At 66.5% G+C, this 13,226-nt stretch carries 10 protein-coding genes and 3 pseudogenes; 2 read left to right on the top strand and 11 right to left on the bottom strand.

Features of this window, described 5'->3' with window-relative positions:
- The first annotated feature begins 55 nt into the window (after positions 1–55).
- Positions 56–838, top strand: a complete 783-nt coding sequence (locus AC1D2K_RS04100) for a serine aminopeptidase domain-containing protein (protein ID WP_478086511.1) — start codon at positions 56–58, stop codon at positions 836–838.
- Positions 839–855: 17 nt separating this feature from the next.
- Here AC1D2K_RS04100 and AC1D2K_RS04095 read toward each other — a convergent pair whose 3' ends face one another.
- The 7 genes and pseudogenes from AC1D2K_RS04095 to AC1D2K_RS04065 all read right to left on the bottom strand — a co-directional run.
- Positions 856–2,319 carry a coniferyl aldehyde dehydrogenase gene (locus AC1D2K_RS04095; protein ID WP_478086510.1) on the bottom strand — a complete coding sequence of 488 codons (1,464 nt, stop codon included), beginning with the start codon at positions 2,317–2,319 and terminating at the stop codon, positions 856–858.
- Between the two features lie 12 nt (positions 2,320–2,331).
- Positions 2,332–3,279, bottom strand: a complete 948-nt coding sequence (locus AC1D2K_RS04090; RefSeq protein ID WP_478086508.1) for an alpha/beta hydrolase — start codon at positions 3,277–3,279, stop codon at positions 2,332–2,334.
- Complete coding sequence (locus tag AC1D2K_RS04085) at positions 3,276–4,877, bottom strand: GMC oxidoreductase (protein ID WP_478086507.1); 1,602 nt, start codon at positions 4,875–4,877, stop codon at positions 3,276–3,278. The genes AC1D2K_RS04090 and AC1D2K_RS04085 overlap by 4 nt, the downstream gene beginning before the upstream one ends.
- Positions 4,874–6,509, bottom strand: a pseudogene (locus tag AC1D2K_RS04080) (AMP-binding protein). Before AC1D2K_RS04080 ends, AC1D2K_RS04085 begins: the two are co-directional and overlap by 4 nt.
- Before the next feature lie 43 nt (positions 6,510–6,552).
- On the bottom strand, positions 6,553–8,529 hold the full coding sequence (locus AC1D2K_RS04075) for an alkyl/aryl-sulfatase (RefSeq protein WP_478086505.1): 1,977 nt from the start codon (positions 8,527–8,529) through the stop codon (positions 6,553–6,555).
- Positions 8,530–8,573: 44 nt separating this feature from the next.
- Complete coding sequence (locus AC1D2K_RS04070) at positions 8,574–10,097, bottom strand: wax ester/triacylglycerol synthase domain-containing protein (RefSeq protein ID WP_478086504.1); 1,524 nt, start codon at positions 10,095–10,097, stop codon at positions 8,574–8,576.
- Positions 10,098–10,480: 383 nt separating this feature from the next.
- A pseudogene (locus AC1D2K_RS04065) lies at positions 10,481–10,594 on the bottom strand (5-dehydro-4-deoxyglucarate dehydratase); the annotation flags it as partial.
- 78 nt (positions 10,595–10,672) lie between these two features.
- Between AC1D2K_RS04065 and AC1D2K_RS04060 the strand changes: the two are divergent.
- On the top strand, positions 10,673–10,819 hold the full coding sequence (locus AC1D2K_RS04060; protein ID WP_478086535.1) for a hypothetical protein: 147 nt from the start codon (positions 10,673–10,675) through the stop codon (positions 10,817–10,819).
- A gap of 285 nt (positions 10,820–11,104) precedes the next feature.
- Here AC1D2K_RS04060 and AC1D2K_RS04055 read toward each other — a convergent pair.
- The 4 genes and pseudogenes from AC1D2K_RS04055 to AC1D2K_RS04040 all read right to left on the bottom strand — a co-directional run.
- Positions 11,105–11,293 (bottom strand): annotated as a pseudogene (locus tag AC1D2K_RS04055) (GMC family oxidoreductase); the annotation flags it as partial.
- A gap of 315 nt (positions 11,294–11,608) precedes the next feature.
- Entirely contained in the window at positions 11,609–12,325 is a 717-nt protein-coding gene (locus tag AC1D2K_RS04050) for a carboxymuconolactone decarboxylase family protein (protein ID WP_478086503.1), read from the bottom strand.
- Between the two features lie 23 nt (positions 12,326–12,348).
- Positions 12,349–12,882: a 3-keto-5-aminohexanoate cleavage protein gene (locus tag AC1D2K_RS04045; RefSeq protein ID WP_478086532.1), complete on the bottom strand. Its 534-nt coding sequence runs from the start codon at positions 12,880–12,882 to the stop codon at positions 12,349–12,351.
- 61 nt (positions 12,883–12,943) lie between these two features.
- The coding region (locus AC1D2K_RS04040) for a DDE-type integrase/transposase/recombinase (RefSeq protein WP_478086501.1) at positions 12,944–13,226 on the bottom strand (283 nt) is incomplete at its 5' end.

Raw genomic sequence — 13,226 nt, 5'->3', positions numbered from 1 at the left:
CGTGCCGGCCGACCGATGCGCCGGCACCGCCGGCACCGCCGGCAGGAGATTGGATATGAAAGCAGTCATGCTGCGACCCGACCGTGCCCCCTCTGTCTTGCTGATGCTCGCCGAGTTCCGCGCCCTGTGGGAAGCCGGTGCCACGCTCGCCGTGTGGCCGCTGCTGAAACTGGCRCCGCGCGGCGACGGCCATCCGGTCCTGGTGCTGCCCGGCCTGACATCCGGCGATTCGTCGACGCTCCTGTTGCGGCGCTACCTGAAGGCCCGCGGCTACGACGTGCACGGATGGGGCCAGGGTCGCAACCTCGGTCCGCGCGCCGGCGTCGAGGCGTCCATGGTCAGGAAGCTGAAGGAACTGCACGCGAAGGAAGGCCGCAAGGTGAGCCTGGTCGGCAAGAGCCTCGGCGGGGCGTATGCACGCTTTCTGGCCAACCGCCATCCCAAGCTCGTACGCGGCGTCGTGACGCTCGGCAGCCCCTTCAAGGGCAGCCCGCGCTCGACCCGTGCCTGGCGCGTCTATGAAGGCCTGAGCGGCCAGAGCGCCGAAGATGCGCCTCGCCTGAAGCTCGTGGCGCGCAAGCCGCCGGTGCCGACCACGTCGATCTTCAGCCGCAGCGACGGCATCGTGGCTTGGCGCTGCAGCCTGGAGACTACGGGGCCACGCGCCGAGAACATTGAAGTGCTCGGCAGCCACTTCGGCCTCGACACCCACCCCGCAGTGCTCTATGCGCTGGCCGACCGGCTCGCACAGCCCGAGGGCGAGTGGAAGCCGTTCCGGCGAGGGATGCTCGGCCCGCTGCTGTTTCCCAATCCGGCGCGTGGCACGAGCACCGCCTGAGGCCCAGCGACAGCCGCTCATTGCAACGGGACTTGGGTGGCGCGCTGCCCGAGCGAAGAATCGGCGAGCGACGGGTCGGCGTGCCCCAGGTAGAACTTGAACACCAGCCGCTGCACCAGGTTGCCGTATGGTGGATAGAAGAGGCTCATCGGGAACCAGCGCGCACGCTTGAAGGTGCCCTTGGCGTGCGACAGCTCGCGAAAGCCTTCCTCGCCATGGTAGGTGCCCATGCCCGAGTTGCCGGTGCCGCCGAAAGGCAGGTCGTGGTTGAAGGCATGCCACCCCCAGTCGTCGACGCACAGACCGCCGGAATGCGTGAGGTTCGTCAGGCGCTCAAGGTCCGCGTCCTTGCATCCGAACGCGTAGAGCGCCAAGGGCCGCGGCCTGGCCGAGATGTAGTCGATGGCTTGGTCGAGCGAGTCGTAGCCCACCACCGGGAGGATCGGCCCGAACAGTTCTTCGTTGGCGATGCGCATGTCGGCGCGCACGCCGGTGACGACATGCAGCGGAATGCGTCGCCCCGATCCGCTGTCGCCGCAGGCGACGACCTTGCCGCCCTTGGCGGTGGCTTCGGCCAGCAGATCGCGGATGCGCTGCGAATGCGGCTCGGAAGCCATGCTGGTGTAGTCGTGGTTGCCCTGCACCGTGGGGTACAGGCGCCGGAAGGATCGTTCCACCGCACCGGCGAAGGCATCGACCTGGTGGCGCGGCACCAGTGCGTAATCGGGCGCGAGGCAGACCTGGCCGCTGCTGAAGGCCTTGCCGTGCGCGACGCGTTCGGCCGCCATTTCCAGCGCGCTGTCGTTCGCCACGAGCGCGGGCGACTTGCCGCCCAGCTCCAGCGTCACCGGCGTCAGGTGTTGCGCGGCCGCCCGCATGATGTGGTGGCCCACCGCCGGCGAGCCGGTGAACACCAGATGGTTGAAGGGCAGGTGCGAAAACGCCTGGGCCTGCGCGACCTCGCCGCCGAAGACCGCGACCTCGTCCTCGGCAAAGGTCTCAGCCAGCATCTGCGCCAGCAGTTCGGTGGTGCGCGGAGACAACTCCGACATCTTGATCATCACGCGGTTGCCTGCGGCCAGCGCGGCGACCAGCGGCCCCAGCGACAGGTACAACGGGAAGTTCCACGGCGTGATCACGCCGACCACGCCCTTGGGCTGGTAGTTGACGAGCGCGCTGTTGCTCAGGAAGAGCAACTCGGTGGCGCGGCGCTGCGGCGCCATCCATTGGCGCAGGCGGTGCAGCGCATGGTTGATCTCGAGGATCGGCCCCAGCACCTCGATCAGCTTCGTCTCGGCCGGCGAACGACCGCCAAAGTCGGCGCTCACCGCCACGGCGATGCGATCCTGGTAGCGCCTGAGCAGGACCTTCAGGGCCTTCAGCTTGGCCTTGCGCTCGGAGAGGGTGGGATACGGCTTCGCGAGAAACGCCAGGCGTTGCTGCTCGAACGTGTCTTGCATGTGCCGAACGATGGTGTCCATGGGGTTGCGCTCCTATGAAGGCGCCGCCATCGAATGCGCGCTGGCGGGCGTCGGGGACTGCTGCTTGAGGCCGCAGCGCTCGACGAAGAAGGCGCCGATCTCGTCGAGTGACTGCTTCGACTGCGGCAGCATGCCGAACAGCTGGAAGACGTGCGGCATGCCGGGCCAGACCTTGACCCGGGCGTCGACGCCGCAGGCGCGGGCGCGCTCGGCCGCACGCAGCGAATCGTCGAGCAGCATCTCGCTGCCCGACACATGGAACAGCAGCGGTGGCAGTCCGGCCCAGTCGCCGAACAGCGGCGACACGGCGGGATCGTCCGCGGGCGCACCGTCGAGGTAGGTCGACAGCACCAGCGTGAGTGCATGCCGGTCGAACAGCACATCGCTGCCTTCGTTGCCATGCACCGACGGGCTACCGCCGGTGAGGTCGGTGACGGGCGACATCAGCGCTGCGCAGGTGGGCAATGGCAGCCCTTCATCACGCAGGCGCATCAGCAAGGCCAATGTGAGATTGCCACCGGCGGAATCGCCTGCGACGGCCATGTGCTCGGGCGAGAACCCCTGCTCGACCAGCCAGCGGTAGGCGGCGAAGCAATCGTCCAGTCCGGCTGGATAGCGGTGCTCCGGCGCCAGGCGATAGGCTGGCACCAGCACGCGCAGGTCGGTCTTCCGGGCCAGGCTGGACGCCAGTTGCCGATAGCCGTTGGGCAGGTGCAGGCTGAAAGCCCCGCCGTGCAGGTAGAGCAGGACGCCGCATCGCGCCGCGCCCTCCCCCCCGATCCATTCCGACGACACGCCGTTGGCATCGACGCGGGCGACGCGGATCCTGTTGCCGGCGAGCTGGAGCCCGGCGTCCAGGACCCGGGCCTTCCTGCGCAATTCGTCGACGGTGACGCCCTTGCGCCACAGGCGCTTGACACCGAGGCGCAGTGCCGCGTTGAGGACCGGCATGGGGATCATGGGTGCGGCTTCTGTGCGGCAAGAGGGATGTGGCTCATCGCGTGCTCGGCGATGGCCGTGATCGTCAGCGATGGGTTGACGCCGGGATTCGCCGGCATGGCCGCCCCGTCGCAGACGAGGAGGTTGCGGTAGCCGAAGACGCGATTGTGCCGATCGACGACGCCGCTGCCCGCGTCCTTGCCGATGACCGCGCCGCCGAGGATGTGCGCGGTCGACGGGATGTTGGCCAGGGCTTCGAGCACCATGCTCTGGGCGATGCCGCCCGTGTGCTGCGCCAGCCATTCCGCAGCCTCGTTCGCCACCGGGATGAAGGTCGGGTTGGGCTTTTCCTTGTCCTGCTCGGTGCTCAAGCCGATACCGCCCCACCACCTGCGCCTGGCGCGAAAGGCAATCGCGTTGTCGAGACTTTGCATGACCAGGAAGATGACGGTGCGCCGCCCCCAGCCGAACGGCCACAGTACCTTGGCGAAGCGCAGCGGGTGGCGCGCGATGCTGCCGAGCAGCCTCAACGGGCGGGTCAGGCGCGTGCCTTGGCCGGTGATCATGGTGAACTGGGTCGACATGAAGTCACCCTTGGCCCCGTAGGTGACGAATTCGATGTGCGTGTCCGGCCGCGGGTGGATGCTGGCGCTGATGGCCACGTCCTTGCCCGGTTGGAGCTTCTCGTCAGGCAGGGTCACGGCCAGGATCGACTCGCTGTTGGTGCGCACCAGTTCGCCCAGCCGGTCGCTGATGCCAGGCAGCGAGCCCCCGTGCTTGCACTTGGCGAGCAACCGGTTGGTGCCCAGCGCCCCGGCGGACACGACCACGCCGCGCGCGTTGAAGCTGCGCCGCTGCTTGTTGAACCAGGCACCGGGCCGCTTCGTCGTGACGCGGTAGCCGTCACTGCCGTCGGCCGCGCCCAGCGGCCGAATGTCGACGACTTCGTGTTCCGGCAGGATCTGCGCACCGGCCTTCTCGGCGAACCACAGGTAGTTCTTCACGAGCGTGTTCTTCGCGCCGACGCGGCAACCCACCATGCAGGCGCCGCAGCGCGTGCAGCCGGTGCGTTCCGGCCCCTGGCCGCCGAAGTAGGGGTCGGGCACGGGGGTGCCCGGTTCGCCGAAGAAGATGCCCACCGGCGTTCGCCTGAAGGTCTTCTCCACGCCGAAGTGCCGGGCCACGTCCATCAGCAATTTCTGCCCGTCGCTCTCGAAAGGAACGGTGTTCACGCCCAGCATGTGTTCGGCCGTGTCGTAGTGGGGCTTGAGCGTGGCCGCCCAGTCCTCCAGGCCGGCCCACTGCGGATTGACGAAGAACTCCGGTGCACCCCGATACAGGGTGCAGGCATAGACGACGCTGCCGCCACCAACCGCCGAGCCGCTGGCGATGAACACGTCCTTGAAGGGCGTCAGGCGCAGGATGCCGCGCAGGCCCAGCGCGGGCGCCCAGAGAAAATCCCGCAGGTTCCAGGTCGTGGCGGCGTAGTCCTCGTCGCGATAGCGCCGGCCGCATTCGAGCACGGCCACCTTGTAGCCCTTCTCGGACAGGCGCAGCGCCGACACGCTGCCGCCGAAGCCCGAGCCAATGATCAGCCAGTCATAGTCGAAGCTCGTCATGCCACGTTGCGCAGTTCACGGCGAAGGATCTTGCCAACGGCCGATTTCGGCAGCGCATCGACGAAGCGGACGATCCGCGGTACCTTGTAGGCGGTGAGCAGTTTGCGGCAGAACGCGACGACGTCGGCTTCGCTCAGCGTCGCGTCCGCCGCCTTGACGATGAACAGCTTGACCGCCTCGCCCGACTTCGCGTCGGGCACTCCGATGCAGGCGCATTCGACGACGCCGGGGCAGCCGGTGGCCACCGCCTCGATCTCGTTCGGGAACACGTTGAAGCCCGAGACGATGATCATGTCCTTCTTGCGGTCGACGATCCGGAGGAAGCCCTGGGTGTCGAACACACCGACATCGCCGGTCCGAAAATAGCCGTCCGCGGTGAACGTAGTCGCCTGGGTCTCGGGCTTCTGCCAGTAGCCGCTCATCACCTGCGGGCCCTTGACGCAGATCTCGCCGGGCTCGCCGATGCCGACCACGCGGTTCTCCTCGTCGAGCAKCTGGACGTCGGTCGAGGGCAGCGGGAGCCCCGTGGTGCCGGTGAAGGCTTGTACAGCGGCCGGATTGAAGCTCACGATCGGGCTCGTCTCCGACAGGCCGAAGCCCTCGCGGATGAAGGTGCCGGTGAGCGCGAGCCACTTGTCGGAGACCGCGCCGATCACCGCCGCGCCGCCCCCGCCCGCCAGGCGCAGGTTGGACCAGTCGATCTCCTTGCTCTTCGGGTGCGCGCACAGCCCCCGCGTAGAGCGTGTTCACGCCCATGAACACGGTGGGGCGCGCCTTCTTCATCGTGTCGATGAAGCTGTCGAAGTCGCGCGGATTGGGCACCAGCCAGTTGTCGGCGCCGACCGAGAAGTAGGTGATGAAGTTCACCATCAGCGCGAAGATGTGATACAGCGGGATCGCCGTGACAACCACCTCCTCGCCTGGGCGCAGGTTGTCGGGCATGAAGGCCTTGAACTGCTCGGTGTTGGCGACCAGGTTGCGGTGCGACAGCGACGCGCCCTTCGACAGCCCCGTGGTGCCGCCGGTGTACTGCAGGAACAGCAGGTCGTCGCCGTGGAGCTCGACCGGCTCGAACGGCAGCTTGGCGCCCTCTTCCAGCGCCTGGGCCAGCGACATCGCCGTACCCAGCCGCGCATCGACCGGTGGGCTGGGAATCTGCACGCCGCTGCCGTCGCCCACGCCGGTGGTGAGCACCGTCTTCAGTTGGGTGCGCCCCATCACATCGGCGACCGTGCCCGATACGCCGCTGTAGACGATGATGGTTTCGACCCCGGCATCGTTGAGCTGGTGTTCGAGTTCGCGCGGTGTGTACAGCGGATTGACATTCACCTGCACCGCCCCGGCGCGAATGATGCCCAGGAAGGCGATCGGGAACGCGAGCAGGTTCGGCGCCATCACGGCGACGCGGTCGCCGCGCCGAACGCCCAGCCCGGCCTGCAGGTAGGCCGCGAAATCGCGTGACAGCCGGTCCACCTGGGCATAGGTGAGCGTCTGGCCGGCGCAGCGGAACGCCGGCTTGTCGGCGAAGCGCTTCATCGCCTGCTCCATCATCTCGGTGACCGAGCGGTAGGCGTCGGGGTTGATCTCGCGCGGGATGTCGCCATAGCTGGCGTGCCAGTGCCTTGCCGTCATGATTTGCTCCTGGGTGCGAGGGTGGTGAGGGCCGTGACGGGGATCAGGGTGCGACGATGTTGAAGAGCGGATCGAAGTCGACGACGTTCGCCACCACGGCGGCGAAGCCCTTCGGGTCGCCCTCGACCTTGAGCAGGCCGGCCTGCACCAGGTCGGGCACCTTCTTGCCTTGCAGCAGCATGGCCAGGAAGGCGGGGCGAGTCAGTGTCAGCGTGACATCGGGGTTCTTCAGCACGCGCCCCTTGGTGTTGTTCAACACCGAGTTCGACAGCTCCAGCGCCCAGACTTCGTTCGTGTCGCTGAACACCATGCTGATCGCGGCCTTCATGCCGTCGGTCTTCTCGTGATTCAGGCGCAGCGCGATGAAGTCGAACAGCAACTCGTTGGTCATGCCGCGCACCGTGTCCGGCCCGCTCGAACTGGCCCCCGAGGTGCGTGGGCCGGCGCGCAACTCCATCGCACCCATGAGGTAGGCATTGCGCCAGGTGGCCGACTCGGCCTGGTAGCCCAGCTGTTCGAGCGCATCGGCCTGCAGCGCGCGTGCCTGGGCGTTGTTCGGGTTGGCGAACACCACGTGGTTCACCATCTCAGCGACCCAGCGGTAGTCGCCGGCGTCGAAGGCCTTCTTGCCATTGGCGATGACCGCTGCCTCCCCCCCCATCGCGGCCACGTAGCGCTTGGCCGCATCGGCCGGCGCAAGGCGATGCAGCGTGGCCGGGTTGGCGTCGTAGTAGCCCAGGTAGAAGTTGTAGACCGCGCGCAGGTTGTGGCTGAGCGTGCCGTAGTAGCCGTGCGAGCTGRCATCCTTGGCCAGCTCCTTCGGGAAGAAGGGTTCGTTGCCGATCTCATCCATCACCTGGCCCTGGTTGGCCAGATGCAGCGCCCGGTCGTGCAGGAAGCGGTAGGTGTCGCGTTGGTTCGCCAGGTACTGGCGGATGTTCGGGTTGCCCCAGGTCGGCCAGTGGTGGCTCGCGAACGCCACTTCGACGTCGGGATACAGGTCGAGCGTCTCGTTGATGTACTTGCTCCAGGACAGCGCGTCACGCACCTTGGCACCACGAATGGTGTAGACGTTGTGCATCAGCTTGGTGGCCACCTCCGACAGGCACAGCGCTTTCTTGTCGGGGAGATAGATCATGAATTCCGACGGYGCCTCCGAGCCCTGTGCCATCTGGAACTGGAAGCGCACGCCGTCGACGGTCATCTCCTCGCCGGTCTTCTTGATGAGGTGCGTCGGCGGCACCAGCCCCGGTGCGCCGTTGCTCAGCGCCAGCCCCAGGCCGGTGCCCACCGAGCCCTTGTCGTTGGCCGGCAACGTGATGCCGTACATGTAGTTGGCGCGGCGCGACATGGCATTGCCGGCGAGCACGTTTTCGGCGACGGCGTTGTCCATGAAGCCTTCGGGCGCGATCACCTTGACCTTGCCCGAGCGCACGTCGGCCTCGTCGACCACGCCGCGCATGCCACCGAAGTGGTCGGCATGGCTGTGGGTGTAGATCACCGCGACCACCGGCTTGGTGCTGTGGAGGTACTCCATGGCCAGCTTCATGCCGGCCCGGGCCGTGTCTTCGGTCAACAGCGTATCAATGACGATCCAGCCGCTGGCGCCTTCGATCAACGTCATGTTGGCGATGTCGTAGCCGCGAATCTGGTAGATGCCATCGGCCACCTTGAACAGGCCCTGCGCGGTGTTGAGCTTCTGCTCGCGCCACAGGCTGGGGTTGACCGTCGCGGGCGCGTCGCCCTTGACGAAGTCGTATCTCTGCGTGTTCCACACGACCCGCCCGTCCGGCGCCTTGACCAGCGGATCCTTCAGCTCGGCCAGCTTGCCCCGAGTGGCGTCCTCGAGGTCTTRCTTGTCGGCCATCGCCATTGCCTTGCGCACCGCTTCGTTGGCGCGCTCGGTGGCTGCGGTGGCAGGCTTGGACACCGGAATCGCCTTGGGGGCTTGCTGGGCCAAGGCGGCGGAGCCGGCCAGCAGCACGACACCGACGTATGTCTTGACGAATGCGTTTCTCATTGATCCTTCTCCTGGCGCTGGTGGGGGCGTGTGAGGTAACGTGATCAGGCAGACGCCGGGCGCGTGCTGCGCTTGGCCGGCGCCGCCCGCTTTCGCGCCGCCGGGGCCTGCGCGGGGGTCTTGGCCGGCGCCTTGGGCGACGCTGCGGCGGATTTCTTGCGCGGTGCGCGCGACGGGGCATGAGTAGGGGCAGGTTCGGCGGCCGGCACGCTTGCGCCCAACGCGGCCCGCATTTCCACATAGGCCTGTTCGGTGAATCGCGCCAGCTCTTCGATGTGCGGCACCGCCTCGGGCATGGCCAGGAAGCCAAGCTGCAGCCGCTCGCCCAGCGAGACCGCCGTGACGTTGAGCTTGTGCCCGGCCGCCACCACCGATACCGGCAGCACAAGCTCGACCGCGGCGCCCATCAGGTACGGCTGGCCGGCCAGGCCGAAGGGGTTGGACACCATCAGGTTCGACAGGCGCGGCGCCGCCTTGGCCGAGGCCATTTCCATCAGCAGCGGCACCGCATGCACGATGGTGGTGTAGAGCATCACGGTGTCGCTGCTGAGCGTCTTCAATTGCTCCTTCAGCTGGCCCGTCTCGGCGCGGATCGCGGCCAGCCGCTCGGCCACCGAGGCGCCGGGCTTGCCCAGCGGAAACTGAAGCACCGCGATCTGGTTGCCGCCCTTGGCGTCGGCCAGTGCCACCGGCATGTCGGCCACCAACGGCTCCTTGTGCGTGCCGCCGCGCTTGCGCAAGTACTGCTGCATCGCCATGTCGAGTACCGTCAGCAGCAGGTCGTTGACCGTGGCGCCGCGGGCCTTGCCGAGGCTCTTCATCTCGGCAAGCGGCAGGGTGCAGTACGCATAGCTGCGCTTCGGCGACAGCGCGCCGTCGAAGGCCGGCGAAACCTTCAGGAACGGCAGCGCCAACTCCTTGCCCAGGCTCAACGAACGCAGCCCTTGCTGGGCCAGCATGCCGTACAACCCGACTGCCGAAAGCAACCCGCCGCTGACCTGGCGGCTCGCGCTCATGAGCTGCTGCACCATGTCGGTACGCTCCTTGTCTGCCGTGCTGGATCGCGGCACGCCGTCCCACAGGGCGCGCACGACCTTGTCCTTCGGGTCATCGCTGAGCCACGTCGTGACCGCCTTGACGAACGTGCGCCCGTCGATGATCCCGTGGTGTGCCTTGCCGTACAGCGCCACACGGCCGTCGGCCAGCCCATCGATGACATGGAACTGCCAGAGCAGTCCGGACCGGTCGAGCGGCGTCTCGTGCAACGCGCAGACTTCTTTCAGCAACCCGTCCATCGTCGCGTCCTTGAGCGTCAGGCGGTGCACGTGCCCCCGGATGTCGGGGTCGGTCATCGGCCCGACCGAGGGCAGGCGGGTCAAGGACTGCTTGAAGCGGTAGTTGAAGGGCGGGCCGGGCGGGCGCTTCAGCAATTTGACGTGCAGCTTGTCGGCAAAGCTGCCCTTGAAACCCTCCGGCGGACGCAACAGGACCAGCGGACCGATGTTGAACGGCCGGGCAGGCGTTTCGAGCAGGAACATGGCCAGGTCAATTGGCGAAAGTGCGGGCATCGTCGTCTCCTGTCTGTTGTTCGAGCGGTCTGCGCCGGTGAGCGAATCGAGGCGTTCGCTTTGCTGCGGTCTGCGACGCGGGACAGCCAATTGCCAGGGCCTTGGACGCCGGCGAAGCTTTCGCCGTCGATGCGAGCCAGGGAGATTGCRTGTCGAGCGTCCGCGACACACCCATGCGCAACCGTCACTCCCGCATCGCGGGCAGCTCGAAGACTAGCCCTCCAACGGTGCGTTGAAAATCGTGGCGTGCACGTGACCAACGTCCGTGCGCCCACGCAGGCCCATAGGTGCTGCCACGTACTACCAGACTCCACTTGACTTCCGGTCAGACGCGGCGTAAGCCGACGCTCGGCCCGGTTGTCGCGGGCTGCGTGCGTGCGTTCTCAGAGACCTTGCGGGCCCAGCTTGTCGATCAGCACCTTCAGCGCGTCCATTTCGTCCGGTTTCAGGTCAGTCAGCGGAACGCGAACCGGTCCCGCGTCATGTCCGACGAGACGATCTTGCCGCCGGCCTAGACGAGGCGCACTGCGTCGCCCTGGAAGCGGCTGCGGATCTCCGAGATCGATTGCGAGCGCATGACCACGCGCCAGGCCGACGCCGAGCTGGCCAAGGAGCGGAAGGCACGCGCGGCCGACCTGGACGCCGCCCGCGCTGCCCGGGTGGCGGCACAGCAGGCGTTCCAGGACGAGAAGTCGGTTCACCGCGCTGCCGAAGCCGCCTGATCGCGCCAGCACCAGGAGCTTCAGGTCGAACTTGCAACCCTGCGCGAACGCGCCGCCGGCGCGGATCAGCGAGCAACCGACCTCGCCTCCCAGCTACAGCGTCAGCAGGAGCAGTCGAAGCGTGAGATTGCACAGCTTTCCTGCATGCGCGCTCCGAGCACATCCTGGACTGGTTTCATGTGGCGATGCGCGTTGAGCAACTCCTGCAGACCACACGAGGCTTGCGCAGCGTGGGCCAGAAGCCCCTCCTCGCCCAACTCGAGCGCGTGAAGTGGTTCCTCTGGCACCCACCAGCCACATGCCGGCCAGGTGGGTGTAGTTTTCCATGTATTCGGTGAAATCCGGGCCCCAGCCGCCTGGATTCAGGAACGCGGCCATGAATGGAACGCCAAGCGCGAGCGTTTCGAGCTCGTAGCCACCGACGAAGCCGCGCTTCGGGTCATTGCGCGCCTCATCCCGCACGATGCCCATCGGACAACGGCCGTCGTACGACGGTTGTGCAGCGATTGCCGTCTTTCCCTGCCGCTCGGTGAACTTACGCTGTGACGCCGGTTCCGGTCATCCCGGTGCCACAGTGATCTCCGTATCGACGACCGGTTTCAAGGTAGTGCCGACGTAGCCGTACCAAGCGGCGCCGAAACGGCCAAGCAAGCGCGGTCAGCGCTAATCCCGTGCCCAATCGAAAGTCCGCTTCCATGAGCGCCGGAGTGGCGGTCCGGGCCCGAAGCGGGCCTACGCGCACGCTTGATAGCAGACGTTCTGGCCACATGGAAATAAGACTGGCGTAGTTCAACCCGCCGCCTCTCTGGTTGCGGACTGCCGAGCGAGTTCCTCATCCAGAATGGGCACGCCCAAATTACAGGCCTCGACGCCCATCGCCACGCACACCTTGAGCACTTCCATGATCTCTTCCATCGACGCGCCGAGGGCGAGCGCGCCCTTGATGTGACGGCGCGTACCCGGCGCGTACATGTGCGTGATTGACGCATCGAAGGCGATGGACAACAACTCAAGATCCTTGGCCGACAGCAAGCCGCTCTGATAGACGCCGACCCCGGCCGAAAAGAACTGGTCAGTCCACACCGGATCAAGTTCGAAGAACGGGTCCCAGGCCGTATTCCACTGGCCGATGGCCCGCATCTTGTCGCAGAAAGGAACCGGCTTGCCCTTGTCGCGTCCTGCCGGTTTGACGCCGGCCGCATTGGCTTCTTCCAGCAAGATCGGCGCGCCGAGGCTGCATGAATGGATCGCGAGCAAGCTGGCGCATTTGAGCACCATGAGAATTTCGTCGCGTGTTGCGCCGACTGAGAGCGCGGCGCGGATATGGCGGCGCGTGGCCTCGGACTGCAGGTTCGTGCAGGCCGCGTTCAGTCCGATGCAGATGAGTTCGATCAGCTTCACAGGCAAGATCCCGTTGACCCACGGGTTTCCCGCCCACTCCGGGTCCCAAGCCTGGAGCCTCTCCTGCCCCTGCGGGAGCGCGCCGGCCGTCATGCTGTTTTTCATTGCTGCTCCTGTGCGTGCCAGTGCTAGTGCCCGGCGAGCGGGTGTCCGTCCGATCCGCCCGCCTGTGCCTCGCGGATTTTTCCATCGGTCGCCGGGTAGCCTATGAAGCCCTTCTCCCCTCCCGCGCGATTCGGCGGCAGACCGAGGCTTTGCAGCGTCTCCTCGACCGAGTTGTAGGTGACGCCGATCTTGAGGATCTTGCGCGCCTCGTCGGCGGTCGCGATCGGGCGCCCGAGCTCCCTGGCCATGCGGACATGCTTCTCAATCATCTGGACCGAGGTCAGGCGCTTGCCTGGGGTCGTGTCCCAGAGGTTGTCCTCGATACCGGCGCGGGTGTGTTGGCCGAGCGCGATCATCATTGCCGCAAGTGGGTGGGACAACCGGAAAACAGACTGATAGGTGAATACAGAGCCGTGCGGCGTGCGCCGAACCAGCTCCATCCAGTCGAACGGATTTGCACCGCAGGCGCCCCCGCCGCCCATGCTGAAGAAGCCGTTCATCGGTCCCATATAGAGGCCCCTGCGAATGAGCCGCTCCACGATCTCGAGATTGTGAATGTGGGCGGTTCTGTCGCGATAGTGCCGCGGAGCCCAGCGAGGTCAGGCCGCCGTCTGCTGCTCAATGGGCCAGCGAATAGAACTGGCTCGCCGCAGACGTGGTTCGTCCTTCGGGGCGATCAAGCTGGCCTTTGCGGATCATGTGGAGGGTTTCGATSCCGGCSAGYAGGATSCGCGCGCAGCGAAAGGACTTGAATCCGAGCATSGGYCGYACGATGCGYTTGATSGCYCGRTGRTCYTGYTCSACGATGTTGTTGAGATACTTGATCTGACGCAGTTCGATGGCTGCTGCGGAGTCTTCATTGATGCCCTGGATGGCAGCCGTGTTGGCGCCGCTCTTGTCG

The organism is Variovorax sp. P1_H12_2 (assembly GCF_056405335.1).
The sequence above is the reverse complement of the archived record's forward strand: the minus strand, read 5'-3'. Positions and strand labels throughout refer to the sequence as shown.